The 25,143-nt window shown below is 61.8% G+C and carries 29 protein-coding genes and 1 pseudogene; 23 read left to right on the top strand and 7 right to left on the bottom strand.

Annotated elements, in window-relative coordinates; genetic code table 11:
• Window positions 1-425 precede the first annotated feature (425 nt).
• Window positions 426-1,253, bottom strand: coding sequence for an oxidoreductase (locus FY112_RS30875; protein WP_131645240.1), 828 nt, complete (start codon window positions 1,251-1,253; stop codon window positions 426-428).
• Window positions 1,254-1,332: 79 nt separating this feature from the next.
• On the opposite strand from FY112_RS30875, the gene FY112_RS30870 reads away from it, so the two are divergent.
• A complete protein-coding gene (locus FY112_RS30870; RefSeq protein WP_131630247.1) occupies window positions 1,333-2,271 on the top strand; it encodes an AraC family transcriptional regulator in 939 nt (312 codons plus the stop codon).
• 8 nt (window positions 2,272-2,279) lie between these two features.
• Here FY112_RS30870 and FY112_RS30865 read toward each other — a convergent pair whose 3' ends face one another.
• A complete protein-coding gene (locus FY112_RS30865) occupies window positions 2,280-2,882 on the bottom strand; it encodes a TetR/AcrR family transcriptional regulator (RefSeq protein ID WP_020048985.1) in 603 nt (200 codons plus the stop codon).
• Window positions 2,883-2,932: 50 nt separating this feature from the next.
• Between FY112_RS30865 and FY112_RS30860 the strand changes: the two genes are divergently transcribed.
• From FY112_RS30860 to FY112_RS30850, 3 genes are read left to right on the top strand one after another with little or no spacing between them, the layout of a single operon-like run.
• Entirely contained in the window at window positions 2,933-3,382 is a 450-nt protein-coding gene (locus tag FY112_RS30860) for a VOC family protein (RefSeq protein ID WP_131623356.1), read from the top strand.
• A complete protein-coding gene (locus FY112_RS30855) occupies window positions 3,379-3,798 on the top strand; it encodes a nuclear transport factor 2 family protein (RefSeq protein WP_151520050.1) in 420 nt (139 codons plus the stop codon). Before FY112_RS30860 ends, FY112_RS30855 begins: the two co-directional genes overlap by 4 nt.
• 14 nt (window positions 3,799-3,812) lie before the next feature.
• Entirely contained in the window at window positions 3,813-4,286 is a 474-nt protein-coding gene (locus FY112_RS30850) for a nucleoside deaminase (protein ID WP_151520049.1), read from the top strand.
• A 180-nt stretch (window positions 4,287-4,466) separates the two neighbouring features.
• Here the strand turns inward: FY112_RS30850 and FY112_RS30845 are convergent, their stop codons facing one another.
• The 4 genes from FY112_RS30845 to FY112_RS30830 form a co-directional block, all read right to left on the bottom strand.
• Complete coding sequence (locus FY112_RS30845; RefSeq protein ID WP_151520048.1) at window positions 4,467-5,258, bottom strand: aldolase; 792 nt, start codon at window positions 5,256-5,258, stop codon at window positions 4,467-4,469.
• 211 nt (window positions 5,259-5,469) lie between these two features.
• A complete protein-coding gene (locus tag FY112_RS30840) occupies window positions 5,470-5,886 on the bottom strand; it encodes a GFA family protein (RefSeq protein WP_151520047.1) in 417 nt (138 codons plus the stop codon).
• A gap of 43 nt (window positions 5,887-5,929) precedes the next feature.
• Window positions 5,930-6,394, bottom strand: a complete 465-nt coding sequence (locus FY112_RS30835) for an SRPBCC domain-containing protein (protein WP_151520046.1) — start codon at window positions 6,392-6,394, stop codon at window positions 5,930-5,932.
• Window positions 6,391-6,720 (bottom strand): metalloregulator ArsR/SmtB family transcription factor, encoded by a 330-nt coding sequence (locus tag FY112_RS30830; protein WP_151520045.1) that lies wholly within the window; start codon window positions 6,718-6,720, stop codon window positions 6,391-6,393. The genes FY112_RS30835 and FY112_RS30830 overlap by 4 nt, the downstream gene beginning before the upstream one ends.
• A 213-nt stretch (window positions 6,721-6,933) precedes the next feature.
• Between FY112_RS30830 and FY112_RS38210 the strand changes: the two genes are divergently transcribed.
• The gene (locus FY112_RS38210; RefSeq protein ID WP_246700788.1) at window positions 6,934-7,458 is read left to right on the top strand and encodes a hypothetical protein; all 525 of its coding nucleotides are present in this window, start codon (window positions 6,934-6,936) and stop codon (window positions 7,456-7,458) included.
• Between the two features lie 29 nt (window positions 7,459-7,487).
• A complete protein-coding gene (locus tag FY112_RS30820; RefSeq protein WP_131708532.1) occupies window positions 7,488-7,949 on the top strand; it encodes a hypothetical protein in 462 nt (153 codons plus the stop codon).
• 106 nt (window positions 7,950-8,055) lie between these two features.
• On the opposite strand, the gene FY112_RS30815 is transcribed toward FY112_RS30820, so the two are convergent.
• The gene (locus tag FY112_RS30815; protein ID WP_246700789.1) at window positions 8,056-8,901 is read right to left on the bottom strand and encodes a dienelactone hydrolase family protein; all 846 of its coding nucleotides are present in this window, start codon (window positions 8,899-8,901) and stop codon (window positions 8,056-8,058) included.
• On the opposite strand from FY112_RS30815, the gene FY112_RS38205 reads away from it, so the two are divergent.
• The 17 genes and pseudogenes from FY112_RS38205 to FY112_RS30735 all read left to right on the top strand — a co-directional run bounded on the left by FY112_RS38205 (window position 8,812) and on the right by FY112_RS30735 (window position 24,985).
• The gene (locus FY112_RS38205; RefSeq protein ID WP_246700790.1) at window positions 8,812-9,192 is read left to right on the top strand and encodes a hypothetical protein; all 381 of its coding nucleotides are present in this window, start codon (window positions 8,812-8,814) and stop codon (window positions 9,190-9,192) included. The genes FY112_RS30815 and FY112_RS38205 overlap by 90 nt on opposite strands.
• A gap of 860 nt (window positions 9,193-10,052) precedes the next feature.
• Entirely contained in the window at window positions 10,053-10,289 is a 237-nt protein-coding gene (locus FY112_RS30810) for a hypothetical protein (protein WP_131630239.1), read from the top strand.
• Between the two features lie 22 nt (window positions 10,290-10,311).
• Window positions 10,312-10,785, top strand: a complete 474-nt coding sequence (locus tag FY112_RS30805) for a hypothetical protein (protein ID WP_027664938.1) — start codon at window positions 10,312-10,314, stop codon at window positions 10,783-10,785.
• Window positions 10,751-12,322, top strand: a complete 1,572-nt coding sequence (locus FY112_RS30800) for a terminase (protein WP_131630238.1) — start codon at window positions 10,751-10,753, stop codon at window positions 12,320-12,322. Before FY112_RS30805 ends, FY112_RS30800 begins: the two co-directional genes overlap by 35 nt.
• Complete coding sequence (locus FY112_RS30795) at window positions 12,322-14,430, top strand: hypothetical protein (RefSeq protein ID WP_151520044.1); 2,109 nt, start codon at window positions 12,322-12,324, stop codon at window positions 14,428-14,430. Before FY112_RS30800 ends, FY112_RS30795 begins: the two co-directional genes overlap by 1 nt.
• 12 nt (window positions 14,431-14,442) lie before the next feature.
• Entirely contained in the window at window positions 14,443-14,754 is a 312-nt protein-coding gene (locus FY112_RS30790) for a hypothetical protein (RefSeq protein ID WP_151520043.1), read from the top strand.
• A 32-nt stretch (window positions 14,755-14,786) separates the two neighbouring features.
• Window positions 14,787-15,881: a hypothetical protein gene (locus FY112_RS30785; RefSeq protein ID WP_151520042.1), complete on the top strand. Its 1,095-nt coding sequence runs from the start codon at window positions 14,787-14,789 to the stop codon at window positions 15,879-15,881.
• A gap of 15 nt (window positions 15,882-15,896) precedes the next feature.
• Complete coding sequence (locus FY112_RS30780; RefSeq protein WP_151520041.1) at window positions 15,897-16,871, top strand: phage major capsid protein; 975 nt, start codon at window positions 15,897-15,899, stop codon at window positions 16,869-16,871.
• A 22-nt stretch (window positions 16,872-16,893) separates the two neighbouring features.
• Window positions 16,894-17,679: a hypothetical protein gene (locus FY112_RS30775; protein ID WP_151520040.1), complete on the top strand. Its 786-nt coding sequence runs from the start codon at window positions 16,894-16,896 to the stop codon at window positions 17,677-17,679.
• A 136-nt stretch (window positions 17,680-17,815) separates the two neighbouring features.
• Window positions 17,816-18,433 carry a hypothetical protein gene (locus FY112_RS30770; RefSeq protein ID WP_246700787.1) on the top strand — a complete coding sequence of 206 codons (618 nt, stop codon included), beginning with the start codon at window positions 17,816-17,818 and terminating at the stop codon, window positions 18,431-18,433.
• 203 nt (window positions 18,434-18,636) lie between these two features.
• On the top strand, window positions 18,637-19,344 hold the full coding sequence (locus tag FY112_RS30765; protein WP_151520039.1) for a hypothetical protein: 708 nt from the start codon (window positions 18,637-18,639) through the stop codon (window positions 19,342-19,344).
• Window positions 19,341-21,164 carry a hypothetical protein gene (locus FY112_RS30760; protein ID WP_151520038.1) on the top strand — a complete coding sequence of 608 codons (1,824 nt, stop codon included), beginning with the start codon at window positions 19,341-19,343 and terminating at the stop codon, window positions 21,162-21,164. Before FY112_RS30765 ends, FY112_RS30760 begins: the two co-directional genes overlap by 4 nt.
• A complete protein-coding gene (locus tag FY112_RS30755) occupies window positions 21,161-21,568 on the top strand; it encodes a GNAT family protein (protein WP_151520037.1) in 408 nt (135 codons plus the stop codon). Before FY112_RS30760 ends, FY112_RS30755 begins: the two co-directional genes overlap by 4 nt.
• On the top strand, window positions 21,543-22,550 hold the full coding sequence (locus tag FY112_RS30750; RefSeq protein WP_151520036.1) for a tail fiber domain-containing protein: 1,008 nt from the start codon (window positions 21,543-21,545) through the stop codon (window positions 22,548-22,550). Before FY112_RS30755 ends, FY112_RS30750 begins: the two co-directional genes overlap by 26 nt.
• On the top strand, window positions 22,550-22,864 hold the full coding sequence (locus FY112_RS30745) for a hypothetical protein (protein WP_151520035.1): 315 nt from the start codon (window positions 22,550-22,552) through the stop codon (window positions 22,862-22,864). Before FY112_RS30750 ends, FY112_RS30745 begins: the two co-directional genes overlap by 1 nt.
• Window positions 22,852-23,054, top strand: a pseudogene (locus FY112_RS38200) (tail fiber domain-containing protein); the annotation flags it as partial. The gene FY112_RS30745 and the pseudogene FY112_RS38200, both read left to right, overlap by 13 nt.
• Window positions 23,045-24,985: a phage tail tip lysozyme gene (locus FY112_RS30735; RefSeq protein WP_151520033.1), complete on the top strand. Its 1,941-nt coding sequence runs from the start codon at window positions 23,045-23,047 to the stop codon at window positions 24,983-24,985. The pseudogene FY112_RS38200 and the gene FY112_RS30735, both read left to right, overlap by 10 nt.
• Window positions 24,986-25,143 lie beyond the last annotated feature (158 nt).

Raw genomic sequence — 25,143 nt, 5'->3', positions numbered from 1 at the left:
GATCGGATCATTTGCGTAAGGTTTACGGCGAAAAATCGACTCACAGAACGAGTGGGCGTGACGACACGATCCTTCCACGATGACCAAAGATACGGGTTTGCGCTTGGTGGCTATACGTATCAGGACTACCGCTGCAATGCCAAACGGCTACAGTATTCTCCGTTCGCAGAATTGGAACACCTTTTCTAGAGCCGATTTTTTCCAGAGCTGCCCCGTATCGTCGGGGCATTTTTGAACGCCGCGGAACCGATGCCATGATCTTCAGCCAATGCCTCAGTGCCGATGCCGATCGTGCTCGATGTGCAGATGGCGGCCCAACCTTTCAATGAGCACTGCGACCGACGTCTCGCCCTGACCACTCGAAATTAGAATCTGCACCGAGGGCGGTGCGATGGTTCGTGGCCGTCAAAGGCTGCGCGCCTCCATCAGCCGTCGGTCGAGAGGGTGACAGGCTTCCACACCTCGATCTCCTGCTGCATGCGAACGATCCTATCCGACACATGCTTGAGGGCGTCGCTGCCGAGCAGAAGCTGCGGCGGCGGATTATCGGATTCGATGAGCTCCAGAACCGCTGCTGCCAGTTTGGCGGGATCGCCGCGCTGCTTGCCGCTGACGGCCCGTCGCGCCTCGCGGATCGGATCGAAGAGGGCATCATAATCGGCGATCGACCGCTCGGTGCGGACCATCGATCGTCCGGCCCAGTCTGTCCGGAAGGAGCCGGGGCAAAGGGTCGTCACATGCACACCGAACGGGGCCATTTCCGCCCGCATCACCTCCGATATGCCTTGAAGCGCAAACTTGCTGCCGCAGTAATAGGCGATACCGGGCATGGTGATCATGCCGCCCATCGACGTGACGTTGACGATGAACCCTTGGCGTCGCGCGCGAAACCGCGGCAGAAATGCCTTGGCGATGGCGACGGCGCCGAAGACATTCACCTCGAACTGCCGCCGCATCTCTTCGATCGGCGACTCCTCGAGTACGCCCTCATGGCCGTAGCCGGCATTGTTGATCAGCACGTCGACAGGTCCATGCTCCTCCTCCGCGTGGCCGACGACATCATCGATACGGTCGAACTCGGTGACGTCGCAGAGGACCGGCCGCAGGGCCGGCAGGGCTTTGGCGAGCGCTGTGCGCGAGGATTCTGAGCGCACGGTGCCGATCACCCTGTGGCCCGCCTGAAGGGCCGCAGACGCAATGGCCAGCCCGAAGCCGGAATTCGATCCTGTGATGAAGAAGGTCTTTTGTGACATGAGCGATAGCCCTTGATTGAGGATACGATTTGACAAATAGTATGGAGAGGCCAGCGCATCGATTGCGGAATCTCTCAAAATGTTGCCAAATCCTATGACGTGTGATCGTGTCCTATCCAGGCGAGGGGAGATGGTCGCCTTGGCCGCACGTCTCGCCCCCCGTCACGGGTATAATCCGACCGCGCTTGCTTCCGTCCGCATCTTGCGCACGGAAGCCGTGCTCCACGACATCCCGGTCCTCTATCAACCGGGCGTGGTTTTCGTTTTGCAGGGGAGCAAGCAGGGCATCCTTGAAGGCGAGGTCTTCCTCTATGACGAGGAGCACTATCTGGCGGTGTCGCTGCCAGTTCCATTCCGGATGACGTCGACGGCCAGTCCCGAGCGGCCATTGCTTGCGGTCTATGTCGAGTTCGATATGCAGATGGCGGCCGAGATCGCATTGCAGGTGGAAAACCATGCCGAACTGCCAGGCGACGAGCCGAGAAGTCTAATGTCGAGCAGGATGTCCGGCGATATCGAGGATGTGCTGCTGCGCCTGCTGATGGCGCTTTGCAGCAGCGTTGAGACGGATGTGCTTGGCGCCGGCATTCTGCGCGAACTGCACTATCGGGTCCTGGTCGGTCCGCAAGGCGGTGCGATGATCGCTGCTCTTCAGCAGAAAGGCAGATCCGGAAAGATCATTCAGAGCTTGGCCTGGCTGCGGGAAAACTATGGCCTGGAGATCGCGGTCACCGATCTGGCAAGGGAGGTGGGCATGAGCGTTCCCTCCTACCATGTCCATTTCAAGGCTCTGACCGGCAACAGTCCGATGCAATACGTCAAAGCGATGCGGCTTCACGAAGCAAGATTGATGATCGCCCGCCGGACGAGAACGATCGCCGAGGTGGCGGCTTCGGTCGGCTACGCAAGCCCGGCGCAGTTCAGCCGCGATTTCAAACGGCATTTCGGGCGCACGGCATCGCAAGAGATCAAGTGGGTCCAGCGCCACCTTGGCGAATCGGGTGACGATCACGGCTAAAGCATGTCTCACGCGCCCGACGGTGCAACGGCCCGCAACGCGGTCCTGACGATCGCATCGCCGAACTCCGGCGAGACCGGGCGATGGCCGACCAGCAGCCGGAAGAAGACCGGTCCGTAGATCATGTCGAGCAGCGCCTCCATATCAAGCGGCGGAACGATCTCTCCCCGAGCCAGAGCCTCCTCCAGGATGACACGACCCGCGTTGCGGCTCGACAGGATCACCTGGTTGCGGAAGGCCTTGGTGAATTCGCTTTCCGGGTCGGCGGCCGCAAGTGCCATGGTGATCTGCCGCCCGCGCGTGCTTGCAAAGGCAGTCACCAGTCCGCTCATCTGCGCGCCGAGAGCCGCCTGCGCCGTGCCCCCTCCAACCTCCGCTTCCGGTAGCCGGTTGACCAGAAGAGCGGCCATCGCCAGTTCCTGTGCGTTGGCCCAGGAGCGGTAGATCGTCGGCTTGCCGACACCGGACCGCGCCGCCACGGCTTCGATCGTCATGCGGCCAAAACCTTCGGCCATCAGGATTTCATGGGCGGCCTCCAAGGCACGCCTCTGCGCGGCAGCGCTTGGCGGCCGCCCTCGTTTCTTCGGTGTTGCGTTATTCTCTTGACTCATATCTTTACGATACGTAACGTTAATATAAGACCCAGTCAAGGAGGATCACCATGCCGAGTTTTGCCCGAAAAGTGAGCGCCTACTTCATCGTCAAGGATGCGGCACGGGCTATCGACTTCTACAAGGAGGCTTTCGGCGCCACGGAAGTCTTCCGCATGACCGATCCTTCGGACGGGCGGATCGGCCATGCGGAGCTGCGTTTCGGAGAGACGCTGATGATGTTGGCAGACGAATATCCGGACTTCGGTGCCCTGTCTCCCGATACCATCGGAGGCTCGCCGGTGACCTTCCACATGGACACGGTGTCGACCGACGAAGCACTGGCGCAGGCGCTGTCGGCCGGGGCGACGATGCTGCGCCCGGCGACCGATCAGAGTTTCGGCGAGCGGGTGGCGCAGGTGCTTGATCCCTTCGGTCATCGCTGGATGTTGTCGCAAACCATCGAGCAGGTCACGCCTGAGGAGATGCAACGCCGCTGGAACGAGGACATGTCGGCGTGAGTGCCGCAGCCCTTGAAGCGCTCGAGGAGGCCGAGCGCGCCTTCAACGCGGCGATGGTTTCCAACGATCCCGCCCGGATCGCCGCCTGCATCACGCAGGACTGGGTGCTGGTGACGCCTGAACGTGGCCCCATCCCTGCACAGGCCATTCTTTCGGCGATCGGATCCGGTGTTCTGAGCCATGACACGATGACCAAGACGACGCATCACGTCCATCTGCTCGGCAATGTCGCCACGGTTACCGGCCGCGGGCAGAACACCGGCACGTTCCGTGGCGAACCGATATCAGCCGACGAATGGATCACCGACGTCTATCACCGGGAGGGTAACAGGTGGCGGTGCGTACTGACCCACCTCACCCCTGTTTGCAGCCCCTTGGAAATCCCTCCAATTCAAGACAAGATCATCCCGCTCTAGCTGGGGGGACTCTGATGGAAAACCATGAGCCGTTTTTACGCGAGGCGATTGCGCTTTCGAAATCCGCGATGGAGCACGGCGACGAACCGTTTGGCTCGGTGCTGGTGAAGGACGGCGAAGTCATCCTGCGCGCCGAAAACAGCGTCTTCAGCGGCCACGATATGACCAACCACGCCGAGATGAACCTGGTCAAACTGGCGGCGCAGCATTACGACACTGCTTTTCTCGCCGACTGCACGCTTTATACCAGCACGGAGCCGTGCGCGATGTGCTCCGGGGCAATTTACTGGTCGGGCATCGGGCGCATGGTGTTTGCATGCTCCGAAACGCGGCTTGGCGAGATCGCCGGGATCGGGTTGAACGTGCCGAGCCGGGCGGTGTTGCAAACCGGCGCGCGCATCGTCACTGTGGTTGGCCCGACGAACCTCGAAGACGAAGCCGCCGAAATCCATCAGGAATTCTGGCCGAAGCATCTGGGCAAGGCTTAGAGGTTGCCGGCGATAAGCCGAGGGCAGCTATCTCCCGCAACGCCCGCTATCACGGGATCGCTGCGCGGAGCGGACATTGGACACATGCTCGCTACTGCTGGGCCCGCCTAAGGGACGGCTGGCTTTTGAGCGGCAGGCCTCCACTGGCGGTCGGCGCACGCGTAAGACGCAGTCTGCGGCTCAGCGCTTGTATTCCGGCTCGCTACGATCGAGCGTGCGCTTCACGGACTCCAGATGGAGCCGGGCCGACTCCGGGTCTCCTTCGCGCATTTGCCGGTAGGCCGCTTCGGCGATCTCAGGCGCGACGGCAAGGACTTCGCGTCCGGTCGACAGGGCGAGCGTCTGCACTTCGCAGGCGCGCTCGAGGTAGTAGAGATCGTCCCAGGCCTCGGCGATATTGGGTGCGCAGACCATCACGCCGTGGTGCTTCATGAAGACGATGTCGGCATCGCCGATTGCGGCCGCGATCCGATCGCCTTCGCGCGCGTCGAGCGCCAGGCCGTTGTAGTTCTGGTCGACGGCCGTGCGTCCATAGAATTTCAATGCGGTCTGCCCGGCAAAGATCAGGGGATCGCCCTCCGTCATCGAAAGGGCGGTGGCATAAGGCATATGGGTGTGGAACGCCGCCTTGGCGCGGGGAATGTTCTTGTGAATCCTGGCGTGGATGTAAAAGGCGGTGGCCTCAGGCTGTCCGCTGCCCGACACCACATTGCCGTGAAAGTCGCAGATCAACAGCATCGAGGCCGTCAGTTCGGCGAAAGCGTAGCCGTAAGGATTGACGATGAACAGGTCGTCATAGCCGGGAACGATGGCCGAGAAGTGGTTGCAGATCCCTTCCTCCATGCCGAGCCTTGCCGCCATCCGGAAGCAGGCGGCAAGATCGACGCGGGCCTGCCAGATGTCGTCAGTATCAAGTTTCGGCTGGTTGGGGCCGCCGGCGGGCGATGGGGCTGAGTTGAGGGAGTGCGCCATGGGGTCGTTTCAGATTGGTGTCGAAGGAGAGGGTGGCTGGGTTCTGGATTACGCCCGGATCAGCTTCGCATCAAGCCGGCTGGAGACAAACATGGTTCGCTTCATTTGAAAAATCCGCATTGGCGCTCGGCGCACGCGTGAGACGCGGCCTGCGACCGGCTCGCGACAGTCCGACCGTCGATTGCACAATCTGACAGGCCGCTGCCCCGTCTCACATCGGCGGCATTCCCTCGAATTTTTGCGCAGCCGGATCGGTCTTGTCCCAGGCAAGGCCGCGCGCGGTGTAGGTTACCATCTGCGGCTGATAACGGCCGGGCTCGTCGAGGCTTGCGGCATGAATGGTGAAGAAGTCAGGCATGTAGGAGAAGGTCATATAGACCGGCGCGCCGCAGGCGGGGCAGAAGCCGCGGGTCTTGACGTTGCCGTTGTCGGCGACCATCTGCCAATGTGTCGCCTGACCTTCCAGTTTCACCGCCTGCCGGCTCGGGAAAGTCAGATAGGATCCGTGCCCGGTGCCGCTTGAAGACTGACAGTCGCGGCATTGGCAGTCGTTCATCGCGATCGGCTCGGCTGTGATTTCATAGTGGATCGCACCGCAGGCGCATCCGCCGGTGTAAGGCTTGCTCATGTCTCTCTCCTGATAAAACGCCGTATTGGCGACGGCGGTCGCCTCAGTTCTTCTCGTCGGCTATGGCGCCGATATTCTTCACGACCTTCTTCCAGCCTTCGCCCATTTTCTGGAAGGCGGTCTCGTTTTTCGGCAGCACGAAGCCGGAATGGATGAGGCGCAGCCGCGTGCCGTTCTCGACCTTGGACAGGATGAAGGTGACGACGGTGTCAAGCGGTGAGCCATAGCCGACATTCCCCTCATGCCCGCCCTTCCAGGCATAGGTGAGACGCTCGTTCGGCGTCACCTCCAGCACCCGGCAGTGAATGGTGCCATCCCAGGCGCCGGCGGGAGTCGTCTGGTAGGTAAAATGTTTGCCTTCGACGGGCTCGAATCCCGCCGGCATCATCAGCCAGCGGCCCATCAGCTCGGCCGTGGTCAGCGTTTTCCAGAGCGTCTCCGGCCGATGCGGGAAAACCTCGTCGACCACGATCTCTTGCGTGTCATGCTTCAATGCGGCGTCAGTCATGGATCGATTTCCTTCAGCAATGTTCTGAGATTGGCAAAGCGGTCGCGCCAGAAGGTGCCGTAATGGCTCATCCAGTCGACAAGCGGCTCGAGGCCTTCCGGCTCGGCGCGGTAATAGACCTTCCGCCCTTCCGGACGCTCGGCGACGAGGCCCGCCTGTTTCAGCGCCTTCAGATGCTGCGAAATCGCGCCCTGCGTGACGCTGCTTGCCCGCGTCAGTTCGACGACTGTGATCTCGTCGGCGTTGACGATCTGTTCGAACACGGCCCGCCGTGTGGGATCGGCAAGGGCGCGCATGACGGCGGTGATGGAGGCGGTTTCGGTCATGGGAAAAGAAATAGCGTAGGCTAATTGATGAGTCAATACTAATTGTTCAGAAGGCGGATGCGCGTTGGACGAAGCGCACCGCTAGAGCCTGACATAGCCCGAGAGCCGCGCACATTTTTCAGTATCATGCTCTGGCGCCACTGCCTTGTTTTCTTGGGCATCTGAACTACGGTGCCGATGGGGTTTTGATCGCGTTGATTTGGGGGTTGTTGAATGCGTTTCTTTGCAGCTTTGATGATTGCGATTTTATTGAGTGGGGAGGGGGTGGCTGCATGCCCTCTCAACGACACCTTGAAACTTTGCGTGTTGAATGGTCGAAGCCTGGCTGCCTTGCACAACGGCGTTGATCGAGGCGATTGGACCGTTGAAGCGCCTTCTTCTCCCGTCAACACGACCTCCGAGCCTCGAACCGGCAGCGAGCAGTACACGATGCCGAGCGGATTGCGGTTCGCCATGTATTATCAGGAATACCGAAGGCTCTTTTCTGCTACCTGTACGCTCGATTATTTTGCCGTCTTGGCGGCGGATCGTTCGGAGGATCTACGTTGTTCGAGCGCTGAGATCGAAGCCTTCGAAGGTGGCCTCGTGGCAGCGTCGTTGGGTTCAGTAACGAAAGACCGCAAGCAAAGCGGCACGGCCTTTTTGATCGAGGGCCAGACTACGTGGGTGACAGTCGTCGTCGTTGGTGAAGACCTGTTGAATGTTTGGGTCGAGACGTCAGTCCTCAAGAAACCGTAGAATAAGCTGCGCATGCAGAAGGCGTAGAAGTGACCAAGAAAAACCGTAGCAAGCCGCGCTCGGGAAAACGCACCGCCGACACGCCAGCGGTCGACGCGTTCACACGCAGTGCGCTTACATCGGATCTGACGTGGCTGCCGGATATGACGGCTTTTGGAAAGCCACCGCTTACCGCCGAAGCCTATGTAGAGGCCTATCTCGCAGATCCCGGCGAATGGTATTGGTCGACGCTTTTGCTGCACGACCCGAGCGAGATCGTCTTGAAACGGGTGCTCGCCATTATTGATCAAGCCCAATTGCCCGGGCACGAAAAGGCGCTCGGTCAATTGGGCGCCGGTCCGCTCGAAGACATGATGTCGGAGGAGTTGCTGGATCGTCTGCAACATTGGCTGCCCTTCACGCCGGCTATGCGTTTTGCGCTCAGTCTGGTTCGAATGGCTGTCGAATCTCCTGTTTTGCAACAGCGACTGAAGGCGATGCTCTTGCGCTAGTGCCTCCGCGGGCGGCGAGCATAGATCCCAGGCTCGAGGCTTGGAATGACGGAGGGCATGGGCGCGTTACCGCCAAATTGCCGGCGGCGCGCTCCAAGCTCGGGCTTTAGTTCGAGAGGTAGTTTCGAAGGAATGTGCGAACGCTGCGGATGGACATTCCTGCGGCGTCCGGATTGTATTTTTCGATGTGACCCAACACCTTCCTTCCCACCTTGAACTCCGGGGCATCGAAATCGTGGTAGGTACCCTTGTAGATATTGAGCTCGATCGGCGGGCTATTGTCACTGAGACGGGCAAGCCTCTTCCGGCATCGGTCGGCCGGGCTCCAATTGTCTCGATCGCCAGTCAAAATCAGGATCGGCACCGTCGCATCGCCCTGAGTTGCCGCGCAGAGGGGATAGTAGGCAACCGCTGCCTGGAATTTGTGGTCCATCAGCTGTTCGTTGCCTTCGATTTTCGTTCCCTCCAGCGTCGCCGTGCCGCCGGTTGAAAAGCCCATCAGGGCAACGCGCCTGGCATCAACGAAGCTTTGTTTCGATAAGAAATTCAAAGCGCCATAGGCGTCGAAGACGCGATCGGGGAGATGGCTTTGACATGTGTCCTTGATGTTGCGGGTGGTGAAGCTATCGACGACCAACACGACGTAACCCCATGAGACCAGCCGTTTCGGCCAAAGCTCATTGATGCTCAACCGCATACCCTCGCATCCATGCAGGACGACGACCGCCGGGAAGGGGCCATCACCCTCGGGGCGGGATAGATATCCAAGCAGGGGCGTGCCTTGCGGTTGAGAAAGAATTTCTCCCTGTTCCCTAGCCTTGCTTATTCGAAATGGGCTTAGCTTTACGGGCGCGCTTTCGAAGTGAACCAGTTCGTCGGCATCAGCTGGGTTTCCAGCGAGCGTGACGCTGAGAAAAGCGACGAGGCAAAGAAAAAGTCTCGTGGTTTTCACCGAACTTCTCCACCGTTTGATCAACAGCCTGCTCATTGTACGCCGGACGTGAAGGCTCGCAAAGCGGTGAGGCGTTCTGCCGCCGATTGGGTCGATTTCAAACCGGCGCATGCCCGCGATCAAAAGCCCTTGATCACCCCCTGGCAGATCCGTTATGACTACCGTAAATCCAGGCTGCGAAATTTGAATCCAGAGGTGATGTCGACCAAGTCGGCGTCGGCCAACACCATGCCGATTGAGTTGATAATTGCGGCCAGTGTCACTGAGCCACCACCATGGATTTGCCACTGAGCGTACCCCTTGCTCCGTCATCCTCGGGCTTGACCCGAGGATCTACCTTGGCCTCCACCAGCAGCGGGCATGGATCCTCGGCTCAAGGCCGAGGATGACGGAGGGTGGTGAGCGCGTTTTGCCAAATCCGCCGCCGGCACGGGGTAAGCCGTTCTGGCGCCGACTGGGTTGCGCAGGCTAGATTCCAGACTGCCCACGACCACAATTAGCCCTTGATCACCCCCTGGCGGATCATTTATCACTACCGTAAATCCAAGCTGCGAAATTTGAGTCCAGAGGTGGTGTCGACCAAATCGGCGCCGCCGGCTGATCAACGGTGACATGCCGAACCAGATCGCGAGGCCGGCCACCACCACGCTGATGGAGCCAGTGACATCCGTCAGCGTCACTGACCCACCATCGCGAGTTTGCCGCAGAGCTTACCTCTTGCTCCGTCATCCTCGGGCTTGTCCCGAGGATCTACGTTGGCCTCCATTGGCAGCGGGCATGGATCCTCGGGACAAGCCCGAGGATGACGGAGGGTGGGGGTGGTATCCGCCAAATCCGCCGCCGTAGCAGCGGATGGCATTCTGGCCCCCACTCGGTTGACCGTGGTTTAATTTCGAACTGATGCCAGACCACGATTAGCCGTTGATCACCCCCCGGCAAATCAGTTAAGACTACCGTAAATCCAAGCTGCGAAATTTGAATCCAGAAGGTGATGTCGGCCAGGTCGACGCCGCCCCCGATCGGTGTGTCTGTCACCGTCCGGCCAGCTCCCAGCTCGTCGTTGAACCTCATCCACTTCCGCCTGACCTCTCATCTTCGATCACATCGGGATCGGGCCGGGGTAGCGCGCGCCTCTTCCAAGGAGAACTGCAATGGACCCTTCGATTGCCCCGGCCTCGCGGGCCGCAGTGGTGACGCCGAATGATAGCGCCATCGTCGGTGCGCGCGCGCTTTATATCGGCACGGCGGGCGATGTTGCCATTGCGCCGTGTCGGGACATGGATCCGGTCATCTTCAAGAGCGTGCCGGCTGGGACGATCCTGCCGGTTCATGCCGCCATCGTGGCGCTGACCGGGACCACGGCCTCCAACATCGTCGCGCTATTCTAGAACCCTCCAGAAACGACGCCATATGGGCAGACCGATCAAGTTCACCCAGGCGATTGCCGACAGGATTTGCGAGCGCATCGCCGACAGAGAGAGCCTGCGGTCGATCTGCCGGGATGAAGAGATGCCGGCAATGTCCAGCGTGCTCTCGTGGCTCGCCGATGAGAACAAGGCAGCGTTTCGGGTCAAGTACGCCCTGGCGCGCGAGATTCAGGCGGATGGCTTTGTCGACGAGATGGTCGAGATTGCCGATGACCGCGCAGACGACTGGATCGAAAAGAAGAATGCGAGCGGCGAGACCACGGGCTGGCAGGAGAATGGCGAGGCCATAAGGCGTTCGCAGCTGCGCATCGCCACCCGCCAATGGGTCGCCGAGAAGCTGAAGCCGAAGAAATACGGTTCCAAGGTCGAGCCCGACCGTGGCGTCGTCGCGAGCGAAGTTTCGCAGTTGCTGGAAGATATCAATGGCAAGACGCGCGGACTTCCAAACGGCGGTTGACCAGTTTTCCAACTGGCGGTGGCGGCTGAACAACCTCTATTGGATCACCGACAAATCGGGCAGACGTGTCAGGTTCGAGATGAACTGGACGCAGATGACCTTTTTCGAAGAGATGCATTATCTCAACGTGCTGCTCAAGGCCCGCCAGCTGGGTCTTACGACCTTCATTCAGATCTTTATGCTCGATGCCTGCGTCTTCAACCGGGATATCCGCGCCGGCACGATCGCCCATACGCTGGGCGACGTGCAGACGATCTTCAGGGACAAGATCAAATATCCCTATGACAATCTGCCCGACGGCATTCGTAACGCCGTGCCTGTCGTCAGAGCCAACCAGACCGAACTGCTGCTTGGCAATAATTCGAGCATCCGTGTCGGCACCTCGCTGCGATCGGGAACGCTGCAGTATCTGCATATCTCCGAATATGGAAAGCTTTGCGCGAAGTATCCGCAGAAGGCCAGGGAAGTCCGCACCGGTGCTTTGAATACGGTGCAGGCCGGCCAGTTGGTCTTCGTCGAAAGCACGGCGGAAGGCCAGGAAGGACATTTCTACACTCTCTGCGAAGATGGCCAGGTCAAGCAGCGCCAGGCGGCAAAACTCACCGAACTGGATTTCAAGTTCCATTTCTTCCCCTGGTGGAAGGAGCCGCAATATGCGATCCCGCCTGAAGGCGTCATCATCACCGATGCTTTCGCAAAGTATTTCCGCAACCTGGCCGACCAGGGCATCACGCTGACGGACCGGCAGAAGGCTTGGTACGTCAAGAAGGCCGAAACCCAGCTCGGCGACATGAAGCGCGAATACCCCTCGACACCGGCAGAAGCTTTCGAGGCGAGCGTCGAGGGCGCCTACTACGCCGATCAGATGGCGGTGGCCGATGCCGAGGAGCGCATTGGGGTCTTCCCGCATGTGGACGGTTATCCCGTCCATACCATTTCAGACATCGGCATGGATGATACCAACAGCGTCTGGTTGTTTCAGGTGCTGCCCGGCCGTGTCAGGATGATCGGCTATTTCGAGCATACCGGCACCGGCATGGACGGCATGCTCGACGAGCTGGAGCGGCGCGGCGCCGAGCATGGCTACGTCTACGGCGTCCACAACATGCCACATGACATCAAGGTCAGGGAATGGACGCGCGGCGGCATGACCCGCATCGAAGTCATGCTGAGAGAGGTCAAGGCCCGAGGTCTCGGCACCGTCCGCAAGATCGAGCGCGCCTATGTCCATGACCGGATCAACGGCACCAGGCGCATTCTGGCAAAGATCGAATTCGACCAGGCCGGCTGCATCCAGGGCATCAAGTGCCTGAGGAACTACCGCAAGGACTGGGACGAGGATTTGAGCGTCTTCCGCGATGAGCCGCTGCATAACTGGGCTTCGCATGGTGCTGACGCTTTCGGCGGGCTGGCGATCATCTTCACCGGCTTGGCGCCCGAACCGCTGAAGCCGCAAGCGAAAACCCTGCCGACCTTCCAGACGATGACCTTCAACGAATTTGCCGATTCCACCCCTGCATATAGCGAGCGTGTTTGATGGAAGACGAAACAACGGCTTTGGAGGGCGGGCAGCAATGGGACCTGGCAAAGGTCGGCGCCCGTTGGCAGCAGGAGCTCGAACGCGCTGAGCGCTATTTCAAGTCCTGGCATGACCGCTGCGTCAAGATCGAGAAGATCTATCTCGACCAGCAGTCGGACCAGACGAATGCGGCCAAGCGAAGGTTTCCGATGCTGTGGGCAAACACTTCGGTGCTGCAGCCGGCCGTCTATGCCCGGGTGCCGCAGCCCGTCGTCGAGCGCCGCTTCAAGGACGCCCAGCCGGTGGCGCGCATGGCCTCGGAACTGGTCGAACGCAATCTCGCCTATATGGGCGACGAAGCCGATATTGATTCGATCATGCGGGCGGTGCGCGATGATTTCCTGCTCTGTGCCCGCGGCACGGTTTGGCTGCGCTACGAGGCCGATTTCGAGCCGCTCGACATGGGCGTCCAGCCTTCCGACGCGCCTGCGAATAGGGGCTTGCCCGAAGGTCTCCTCGGCGGCATGGGCGAGGATGGCGGAGCGCCGCCCGAGGCGATCAGCGACGAGCGTGTGTGCATCGATTATGTGCACTGGTCCGATTTCCTGCATTCGCCGGCGCGGCGCTGGAAGGATGTGACATGGGTGGCGCGGCGCGTGCCGATGACTGACGAGGAGATGGAGAAGCGCTTCGGCCCCGACGCCATGACATCGCTCTCAGCTCAGGCTGCCGGCAGCAACAAGGGCAGCAACCGGACGGAGCGCGCCGAGAACGAAGGCAAGACCCATGTCTGGGAGATCTGGTGCAAGAGCGAAAACTATACCGTGTGGATCGCCGATGGTGCGCCGGTGGCGCTCGAAGTATCGGAGCCGCCGCTCGATCTGACGCATTTCTGGCCTTGCCCGCGCCCGGCCTACGGCACGATGTCGACGAGCTCGCTGATCCCGGTGCCCGACTATGTCTATTATCAGCAGCAATGTGACGAGATCGATCTGCTGACGAAGCGCGTCAACAAGCTGACCGATCAGTTGCGGCTGAAGGTGTTCTATCCCTCCGGCGATGGCGCGATCTCGCCGGCGATCGAGAAGGCGATGCGGCCGGAAAACGACACGGTGATGGTGCCGATCCCGGAATGGGCAGCCTTCACCGATAAGGGCGGCTCGAAAGCCATCGTGACGCTGCCGATCGATGAGGTGCAGAAGGTGATCATCGCCTGCATCCAGGCCCGCAAGCAGCTGATCGAGGACGTCTACCAGATCACCGGCATTTCCGACATCGTCCGCGGCGATACGCAGGCGTCGGAGACGGCGACGGCGCAGCGGATCAAGAGCCAGTGGGGCTCGATCCGCATCCGCGACCGTCAGGCCGAGCTTGCCCGCTTTGCCCGCGATATCATCCGCCTTGCCGGTGAAATCATCTGCGACCAGTTCCAGCCGGAAACGCTGATGCTGGTCAGCGGCATCAAGCTGCCGACAATGGCCGAGAAGCAGCAGGTTCAGCTGCAGATGCAGCAGATGCAGATGGCCGCACAGCAGACAGCGGCGCGTGCGGAGCAGATGGGGCAACCCGCACCACCGCCGCCGCAGATGCCGCAGCAACTTGAGCGGATGATGCAGCAGCCGACGATCGACGAGGTGGTGCAGCTCCTGCGCAATGACAGCATCCGCGGCTTCCAGATCGATATCGAAACGGATTCGACCATCGAGCCCGACGAGGACGCCGAAAAGCAGCGCCGCATGGAATTCGTGCAGATGATCGGCGGCTTCCTGCAGCAGGCGGGCGCCATGGCGCAGCAGAACCCGATGCTGGTGCCCGTGATGGTCGAGACGCTGCTCTTTGCCGCCCGCGGCTTCCGGGCCGGGCGCCAGCTCGAAAGCACGCTGGAGCAGGTCGGCGCCCAGCTCTCCGAGGCCGCCACCGCGCCAAATCCACCGCCGGAGCCGCCGGCCGAGCAGATGATCAAGCTGAAAACGGCTGAAGTGAAGGCGGGTGCGGAACAGCGCAAAGCCGAGCTTGGCGTCGCCCAGGCCGAGATCGAGCATCGCGCCGTGGTCGAGCAGGCGCGCGGCGAGGCGGCGGCGCAGGCCTTGCAGCAGTTCCAGGCGCAGCAGCCCGCCTATCAGTGAACGGAGTGAAAGATGAGAGAACGCTATTGCCGCGTCTGCGGCGGCTGGCACCAGCTCGACAAATGGCCACACAACTGCATGCCGCCTGAGAACCCGGCGCAGTCCGATCTGCCGGCACCGCATTTCGTCAGCGACAGCATCGACATCCAGTCGATGCATGATGGCAGGCATTACACCTCGAAAGCCAAGCTGCGTTCGGCCTATCGATCGGCCGGCGTGGTTGAGATCGGCAACGAAAAGCCGCAGCCGATCGAGACGCCGAAGTCCGATCGCAACGAGATCCGCAAAGAACTGCGGCGAGTTCACGCCGAATACAACGCCTGAACGGGCATCAATCCCCGAAAAAGGAATATCCTATGGAAGACCTGAACGAGGCCGGCAACGGCAGCGAAGATTTTGGCGCGTTCGATGACAAGCCCCTGAATGACAGGCCGGTCACCATCCGCGACAGCCTGAAGGCGGCGATCGACACCGTCGAAGGCAATGGACCGGGCGATATCGCCGGCCAGCCGCGCGACGGGGAAAACGGCCGCTTCCTGGCCAAGGGGCAGGAGCAAGCCGCAGCGGCGGCGAGGACAGGGCAGGCGCCCGCGGCAAACGCCGCTCAGCAGACGCCCCAAGCACAGACCCAGATGCAGACCCGGGAACAGCCGGCCAGCATCGGCAGCCGGGTTCCGCCCGGCTGGTCGGCGGAAGCCAAGGCGCAATTCGCGACCCTTCCCGGAGAAGTGCAGGCGGCCATTACCAAGCGGGAACAGGAGATCGATAACGGCTTCCGCGTCCTGCAGGATTACAAGGGCCTCGAGGAGTTCACGCCGCTCCTCAGCCAGGCCGGCATGACCCATGCCGATGTCATGCGCCGGGCGATCGACTGGGAAAAGGCGCTCATCCACGATCCCGTCAACACCGTCGTTCACGTCGCCAGGATGGCCGGGGTCAATCTTCATGCCCTGGTCAATGGCCAGATGGATCACGTCCTGCAGCGGAGTTCGCAGCAGGCCGGACCACAGCCCGGACTACAGCAAGGAGGACCGCAGCCTCGACACGTCAACGTCGAGGCGACGGTCGAACATGTTTTGCGGAAAAGGGACACCGAAACTCAAGTCGATGCCTTCCTTTCCGACCCGGCAAACGCGCACGCCGATGACGTGCTTGATGACATGATCGCCCTTATCAACGCAGGGCGGGCATCATCGCTTCAGGACGCCTACGACGCCGCATGCTGGATGCGCCCGGACATTCGTCGGCAGTTGATCAGCCAGACTGCGCAGGCACCCGTCCGAGAACAGCAAGCCCAGAAGGCAGCAGCGGCAGATCAAGCCCGCCGCGCCTCGCGATCCATCTCTGGTTCTTTCGCGCCGGGCCCGACCCGCGATGCGGCAAGAGGCCAGCCCACCTCAATCCGAGACTCGCTGCGCGACGCCATGCGTTTTTCGCGCGGTCAAGTCTGATCAAAGGAATGATCAATGCCCATCTCGCCCAACCTCTCTGAAATCGTGACCACGACGCTGCGCAACCGCAGCGGCACGGTCGCCGACGACGTGACGAAGAACAACGGTCTTCTCACCCGTCTGAACAGCCGCGGCCGCAGGAAGCCCATCTCCGGCGGCCGCACCATCGTCCAGGAACTGCAGTACCAGGAAAATTCGACCTTCAAGCGCTATTCCGGCTACGATATCCTCAATGTTCAGCCCTCCGACGTCATCACCGCTGCCGAATATGACCTCAAGCAGGCCGCGGTCGCCGTCTCGATGTCAGGCCTCGAACAGCTGCAGAATTCCGGCGAGGACGCGATCCTCGATCTGCTCGAGCAGCGCATCGAAAACGCCGAAACGACGCTGAAGAATAACATCGCGCTCGACTGCTATTCCGATGGCACCGCCGATGGCGGGCGTCAGATCGGCGGGTTGCAGCTGTTGATCTCGACCTCGCCGACTTCAGGCACCGTCGGCGGCATTTCGCGCGCCACCTGGGGTTTCTGGCGCAACCAGAAATTCTCGGCCTCGGCCGATGGTGGTGCCGCCGCCTCGAATGCCAACATCCAGAGCTACATGAACCGGCTCTACATGTCCTGCGTTCGCGGCTCCGACGCGCCTGACCTTGTCGTCGCCGACAACAACTTCTTCCGCCTCTACTGGGAATCGCTGCAGGCAATCCAGCGCATCACCTCGGCGGACAAGGGCATGGCCGGCTTCCAGTCGCTGCAGTACATGGGCGCCGACGTGATTTTCGACGGCGGCTTCGGCGGCGGCGCGCCGCTCAACCAGATGTTCTTCCTGAACACCAAGTACCTGTTCTACCGCCCGCATCGCGACCGCGACATGGCTCCGATCGGCGACGAGCGCATGAACACCAACCAGGACGCCTTCGTGCAGCTCATGGGCTTCGCCGGCAACCTCACCATGAACAACGCCTTCCTGCAGGGCGTGCTGTTCGCCTGATCGTCAACGAAAGGAAAAGCAAATGTCGGTCGCTTCAATCCAGTCCGATCGTCTTGGCGCGAACCCGTTCGTCGTCGAAGGCCCGATCGTTTCCGGCTCCGGTATTCCGGGCCCGAACTTCTCCCTCGGCACTGTTGCCGGCGGAGACCGCGAATCCGAATGGGTCTATTGCCAGCTTGTGCTGGCCTCGCAGACGACCCTTCAGCCCGGCCAATGGTTCCAGTGGACGAGGGATTATGTCGCCTCGCTGCTGACCACGGCGGCCGCCGTCGTCGGCCAGCGCTGCGGGGTCTTTTCCGGTGCTGCCCAGCCTCCGACCCTGACCGGCGGCCCGGTCGGTGCCATCACCCTTGCAGCAGGCACCTATTACATCTGGCTGCAGCGCAATGGCCAGGCGCCGGCATTGGTCGCAACCGCAACGGCGGCCCTTGTCGTTGCCGAAACCACGAACACGGCAGGCCAGGCGAGCGCCCCGGCATCGGCCACGGCAACCACCAAGGCCATCGCCAATGTCAACTTTGCGGCGGCCAACCAGACCTTTACCGCAACCACGGTCAACGGCTCCAACCTGTTGACGAGCCTTTCCGGCCTCAATGCCGGTTCCGGCCCGTTCATCGGCGCGGCCGTCTCCGGCACCGGCATATCAGGCGGCACCACCATCTCGGGCATCACCTACAGCCCGAGCGGCGTCGTCCAGAGCATCACCCTCTCGGCCAACGCCACCGCCAACGGCACCGGCATTACCATCACCGCAACGGGCGTGCTCGAGGCAACGCTGATGCGTCCGTTCCTGTCGAAGGTGAACTAAACCAAGACGTCGATCTCCACGGGCGCTTCGGCGCCCGTTCAGACTGCTCACTTCCCGTTCGTCATGCTCGGGCTTGTCCCGAGCATCTGCAGCAGATCCTCGGCACAAGGCCGAGGATGACGCCCGAGGCGCTTCGGTGCCCGTTCCCCATTTCCCCGCCATCAACAGCGAGACACGCACCATGCCCGACAACAGCACCGGAATTTATGCCTCCTTCAGCCTCGAACCGGTCGAACAGACCTTTCTGACGGAGAAGGAAGGCCGGCCGATTTTCGCCGACAAGGAATTCGTCCGCATCTTCATCTCGGGCGACAAACACACCGAAGTCTATCGCGAGGTGACCGAAAACGACAAGCAGCGCTTTTCCGATGCCTATAAGCGCTTCAAGGAAGGCGCTGCCGCTCGTGAGCAGCTGACCGGGACACCGCTTTCGCAATGGCCCTATCTGAAGCCCAGCCAGATCAAGGAGCTGGAGGCGGTCAATATCTACACCGTCGAACAGCTCGCAGCACTCTCCGATACCGTCAAGCAGAAGATCGGCATGGGGGCGAACGAGCTTGTCGCTGCCGCCCGGGCCTATCTGGCAACCGCTGAAAACTCCAGTGCCGCCTCGGCCTTTGCCGCCGAAAACGAGCGGCTGAAGGACGAGGTAACGCGGCTGCAGGAGCAGATGAAGGAGATGGCCTTGCGCTTCGAGGCGCTGGAAAGTGAGCGTCAAGGGTCGCAGCCGACAAGCGGCCTGATGAAGCGCTGACACAAGCCGCCCCCTCATCCGCCCTACGGGCACCTTCTCCCCGCTGGGGAGAAGAGGGACTCGAGACCTCGCGGCATAACCCCTTCGCCCCAGCGGGGAGAAGGTGCCGGCAGGCGGATGAGGGGCCACGCGGCACAACCCTCAAGCAAATTCACCTACCTTGCCACGCTCACAGCAACTGCTCTGAACAGGAGATCCCGCGCATGTCGCTACTGACCATCATTCAGAACGTCTGCGCGGAAATCGACCTCGATCCGCCGACGGCCGTCATGTCCTCGGCGGATCCGCAGATCATGCAGCTGCGCATCCTCTCCACCCGCGCCGGCCGCGACCTGATGCGCGAGCATGACTGGTCGGCGCTGATGGTGCAGAGGCAATTCGCAACGACGGGCGCCAACCCCGAACCGGCCGAGCCGCCCGCCGACTGGGACCGCTTCGCCGCCAATTCGAAGATCTGGAATGCCTCGCGCCTCTGGCAGTTGAATGGCCCGGTGGAGCCGCAGACCTGGCAGCGCAACAGGATCATCAATTCGAACCCGGTCCCGCAGATCTGGCGCATGGCCGGCGGCAAGCTCGATATCCACCCGAACGCTGCAGGCGAGACGATGGCTTATGAGTATATTTCCGGCTTCTGGGTGGCGCTGAATGGCGAGGCGACCTATGCCGCCAATTGGGCCGGTGACACCGATACCGCCCGTTTTCCCGAAGACCTTCTCGAACTCTCGCTGATCTGGCGCTGGAAGCGGGCCAAGGGTCTCGACTATGGCGAGGAGATCGCCAGTTTCGAGCGATCCAAGGAAGCCGCGATCGGCGCCGATCGGGCGGCAGCGCCCGTCGACCTCTCGCTGCCGGCGAGGGGCCAGGCGCCCGAGAATTATTGGCCCGGCACGATCACGGTTTTGAACCCATGACCCGCAGACCTGTCCCTCAAAACGGGCGCACCCGCCGCGTTTCGCCAGGCAAAGACTGGATCGCGCCGATCGGCGGCTGGCGAACCGATGTCGAGATGGCCGATATGCCTGCCGATGCGGCGTTTCAGCTCGACAACTTCTTTCCCGAGGCCAACCGGGTTCGCGCCCGCTATGGTTACCTCGCCTTCGCCACCGGCCTTGGCGCCGATGTGCAGACGGTCATTCCCTATTCCGGCGTCGGCAACCGGCTGTTTGCCGCCGCGGGCGACAAGATCTTCGACATCACGGCGGGCGGCGCTGTCGCTGCGCCCGTCGTCTCCGGCATGGCAAGCGCCCATTGGTCGATGCAGCAATATACCAACCCGGCCGGCCAGGAGTTTTTGCGCCTGGTCAACGGCCTCGACACGCCGCTGCTCTTCAACGGCACTGCCTGGACGAATAATTTTCTGGTGGGCACGGCAACGCTCGCCACCCAGAACGTCGCCGTCAGGAACACGTCCTATACGCTGAGCTTCTTCGGCACCGGCTCCGTCACCCTTTCCGGCGCCTTCACCGGCACGCTGAATGGAACGGGCGTCGCCAACCGGGTGACGCTGACCTTCACGCCGGCGGCCGGCACGCTTGTCGTCACCGTCTCGGGAACGGTGACCAATGCGCAGCTTGAGACGGGCGCGGTCGCGACCCCTTACGTTCCCTCGACGATGATATCAGGCATTCCGGACGCCTCGCTGCTGATCGCCGTTACCGCCTATCGCTCGCGGCTCTGGTTCATCGAGAAGAATTCGACCAATGTCTGGTATCTCGCCACCGATGCCGTCAGCGGCACGGCGACGGTGCTGCCGGTCGGCGGCAACATGAAATATGGCGGCACGCTGATTGCGATCAACGTCTGGACCATTCCCGTTTCGACCGGCCTGCAGCAATGCCTGGTGCTGATCTCCTCGGAAGGCGAGGTGATCGTCTTCCAGGGGTCCGATCCCTCGAATGCTGCCAATTGGGGCCTGATCGGCACCTTCAAGCTCGGCCGGCCGCTCGGCACAGATCGATGCCTGCTGTCGGTCGGCGCTGATCTCGCGATCATGACGACCGATGGTATCGTACCGATCACCAAGGCCGTGCAGCTCGACCGCGGCGCCACCAGCCTCGGCGCGATCACCGCCAAGATCGGCCCGACCTGGCGCGAGACCGTTGCGGCGACCGGCACGACTTCTGAGGAGTGGCAGCTTTCGAGCTTCCCGGCGCGGCAGATGGCGATCGTCAACCTGCCGTCCTCCTTCGGCCCCTATCAATATGTGATGAACACCGAAACCGGGGCTTGGTGCCGCTTCGTCGGCATGCCTGCCTCCTGCTGGACGACGTGGCAGGACCGGCTGTTTTTCGGCGCGGCAGACGGCACGGTTTATGAGGCCGAAGTCGGGGCCAACGACAATGGTGTGGCGATCGATGCGCTGATGGTCGGCGCATGGAGCCGCTATGGCGACGGCCTCTCGACCAAGCTTTCGAAGCTGATCGGGGTGACGGCGCAGATCGGGGTTTCCACGCTGATGTATGCCGGCATCTCGGTCGACTACCAGACCAAGATTCCGACAGCACTTCTATCATCGATCGAGAACAATACGGCGGCAAAGTGGGGAACGGCGGTCTGGGGCGTGTCGAAATTTCCGGGCATTTCGCTCGTCCGCAAATTCGCCTCCGCCGGCGGCGCCGGTTCAGCCCTGGCGCCGACGATCCGGGCGCTGATCTCGGGCTCGTCCGGCTCCGTCTCGGAAGCGGCCGTGGTCGGCGGCTCGGTGCTTTACGAAAAGGGCGCGCCGATTTGATCGTCTCCGAACCGCGCGAGGAGATTGCGGCCTGGGTCGGCAACAGGATCGGCGTGACCTTTCATCCGCCTTACACCACGCTTGCCCATATCGACCGCGGCCGGATCATCGCCGGCTTCGTCTTCAACGTCTGGACCGAGCATGACGTCGAGGTCTCGCTTGCCGCCGACCGGCTGACGCTGACGCTGATGCGATCGGTCTTTCGCTATGTCGTGCATCAGCTCGGCTGCCGCCGCGCAACCGCAAGGACCCGCGCCGACAATGCCGAATCTCAGAAGGTTCTGGCAAGACTGGGCGCACGCCTGGAAGGCCGCCAGCAGGCCTATTTCGGCGACTGCGACGCGCTGCTTTACGCAATCATGAAAGAGGATTTTCCCTATGGTCTCCACGCCGAAGGCCCCTAAGGCGCCTGATCCGACACAGACCGCAGCGGCGCAGACGGCCACCAACGTCGACACCGCCATCGCCAATGCGGGGCTGAGCCACACCAACCAATACACGCCGGACGGTTCGCTGGAATACAAGGTCAGCGGCTATCAGACGATGACTGACCAGAACGGCAAGACCTATCGGCTGCCGACCTATTCGGCCTATCAGACCTATTCGCCCGAGAACCAGGCGATCTACGACCAGACGCAGCAGACGCAGTTCGGCCTTGCCAGGCTCGCCAACGACCAGACCGGCAAGGTTTCGGGCATTCTCGGCACCAATGTCGATCTCAGCGCCGGCAATGTCGACAAATATGTCAACGATCACTGGCAGTCCGGCTTCAACAACCAGTGGGACCGCGATCGGGCGAGCCTCGACCAAAGCCTTGCCGACAAGGGCATCTCGATGGGTTCGGCCGCCTATGACAACGCGCTGCGCGATTTTTCGACGCGCAAGCAGGCGGCATCCGACCAGTATCTCGGCGACATGTATTCGAATGCCCAGAATTCGATCCTCACCGAGCGAAACCAGCCGCTGAACGAGATTTCGGCGCTGATGTCGGGCTCGCAGGTCCACCAGCCGAGCTATGTCAACACGCCGACGACGCAACTGCCGACCGTCGACCAGGCCGGGCTGATCAATGAGAACTACAATCAGCAGATGGGCCAGTACAATCAGCAGCTAGCCAAGTCGAATGCGGCGATGGGCGGCCTGTTCGGACTCGGCTCGTCGCTGCTTGGTGGCTGGGCTATGGGATCAGACCGGCGGTTGAAGGAAAATATCAAACGTGTCGGCACGCTTGATAACGGCCTGCCGGTCTACTCCTTCCGGTACAAGAAGGGCGGCCCGGTGCAGATCGGCCTCATGTCGGATGATGTGCGCGAGGTTCATCCGGAATCAGTGTTCGAAGATGCCGAAGGGTTCGATCGCGTCGATTATGAAAAAGCGGTTGTGTAATGGGCTTCTTATTCGGCGGCGATACCGGCAAGACGCAGGGCGACCTGAGCGACCAGCGCAAGCGGCTGCCCTACGCCATGCTGCAGCAGGGCACCGATACGAGCCCGATCCAGTCCCCGTGGGAAGGGGGCGCGCGGCTTGCCGAAGGCGGGCTCGGCGGCTTAGCGGTTCGTCAACAGCGGCAGGAGCAGCAGGCGGGTGGCGCCGCAGGGACCGCCGCTCCGACGGCTGCGCGTTCGACCCCCGCGCCAGCCTCTCCCGGCTTCCTGTCGTTGCTCTTCGGCAGCGGCCCGGTGCGCCGGATCGACGGCTGAAGCAAGGCATCAGGCGCGTCGGCCCGCTGAACAACGGTCTGCCGGCAGACGCCTTCAGGCGCAAGGACGGCGGCCCGACCAATATCGGCCTGATATCCGACGATATGCGCAAGATTCATCCGAACGCGGTGTTCGAACAGACGGTTTCGACGGCGTCGATTACGAAAGGGCAGTGGGCTCATGTCATTAAAGTCATTCATATCAGGCGGCGATACCGGCAAGACGCAGGGCGAGATCAGCGACCGGCGCAAGCAGCTGGCCTACGCCATGCTGCAGCAGGGCATGGAGTCGGGTCCCGTACAATCCCCCTGGCAAGGGGCTGCGCGTCTTGTCCAGGCACTCATGGGTGGACTGGCGATCCGTCGGCAGGAGCAGCAGGAAAGCGGCGACGGTAGCGCGGCGCCAGCTGGCGAGCCTGGCGACTTTCCCTTCGCTCCGCTGCCTGACAACGGGCCCGTTCCGCCGCAAAGACCCAATCTCGACCCGCTGATGACGACGGACGATCGCGGCGGACAGCCCATGGGCCCGGCCGCGCAGCCGGGCGCCGGTCTCTTTGCCCCGCTGCCCGACAACGGACCCATTCCGACGCCGAGGCCCTATCGCGACCCGATGGTCACGACGGATTATCGCCGGGAACAGCCTATGGCGGCCGATCAGCCAGGCGACGATCCCTTCGCTCCGCTGCCTGACAGCGGACCCATTCCGACACCGAGACCGGCGTACCGCGCGCCCGCGGCATCAGCCGCCCAGCCCGTCGACGGCAATGTCTATGACGGCTTCATGCGTACGGTGAAGACCAAGGTCTCGAATCCCTATGGGCTCGCCGCCATCGCCTCGACGGGGCAGGCGGAAAGCAGCTTCTCGCCGAAGAGAGCCAACAGCTCCTGGTCCGACCCGAGCCAGAGCGGGCAGCAAGGCACCTCCGGCGGCATCATGTCGTGGCGCGATACCCGCCTGCAAAAGCTCTATAACTTTGCTGCCACCAGAGGTGAAAAGCCGGGCGCGATCAGCCCGCAGACGCAGGCCGAGTTCTTCCTGCAGGAGGACCCCCGGCTGATCGCCAGGCTGAACGCCGCAACCTCGGTCGAGGAAGCGCAGCGTCTCATGAATAATGCCTGGCGATTTGCCGGCTACGACAAGCCCGGCGGCGAGGCGGCCCGCAGGACCGAGCAAGCAAATAGTCTCCTGCCGCAGTTTCTGACCGAAGGCGCTGCCGATCCCTTCGCGCCGCCTGCCAACCCGCCCGTTCCGACCCCGAGGCCCTATCGCGATCCACTGGTGACGACCGACTATCGCCGCGGCCAGCCTATGGCGGCCGACCAGCCGGACGACGATGCCTTTGCTCCGCTGCCTGACAATGGACCCATGCCTTCGCTGAGACCCGGCTATCTCGACCCAGAGATGACAACCGACGAACGCCGCCAACAGCCCGCGGCGCCGGCTGCTGGCGGCGGGGCTGCCGGATCCGCAAACGACGGTGCAGAGCTTCAAACCATTCTGTCCGATCCCGTTCGTCGCGCCGAGTTGCCGGCCGGCATGCGCAACAACAATCCCACCAATCTCAAGTACGTCGGCCAGCAAAGGCCAGGGATCATCGGCCCTTCCGAGAACACCGACCAGGGCGATCCACAAGTCGTCTATGCCACGCCGGAAGCGGGCATGGAGCACAATTTCTGGCAGGTCATGAGGAAATATCGAAAAGGCATGCTGACGCCGAACCAGATCATCGCTGGAAAAGGGGGATGGACGCCCGACTCCTTTACGGCGGCCGCCAACATTGCGCGATCGATGGGCATCGGCCCTGACGACGATATTCGCCTGACTGACCCGGTGATGGCAAAGAAATTCCTTCGCGCCCTCATTACTCAGGAGCAGGGAACATCGGGCGATCTTTATCCGGATAGCATGATTGAAGCGGCGATCGCGGCACAGCCCAAGGCGGCCGCGCATGCCGTCCGTTCGCTGCCGGCCAACGTGCCCATTCCCACCCCGAGACCGGATCTTGACCCGCGGGGTGCGAAGGACGATCGCCGCGGACAGAACGGGCCGCCGGCCGACTTTGGCAAATCGGCCGCGCTCGTACGTGCGCTACTTGCTCGGCAGCAAAATGGCCTCTGGTAGGAACGCATCTAAACAATCCTAAGATTTTGCAGCACACATCAATGGCCTCGCGATGCGCGGGGCCTTTTCTTCCGAGAAGGTGAATGCCCAGAAACCCCTGGACCGGCGCCGCTCGTAGCCGGAAACCATGTCTGTGTCGTCGACCGTACTCTTATCCT

This window comes from Rhizobium sp. PEPV16, from assembly GCF_008919455.1.
Lineage (GTDB): Bacteria > Pseudomonadota > Alphaproteobacteria > Rhizobiales > Rhizobiaceae > Rhizobium > Rhizobium leguminosarum_Q.
Note: the sequence above shows the minus strand (reverse complement) of the source record. Positions and strands in the feature narration are given on the sequence as shown.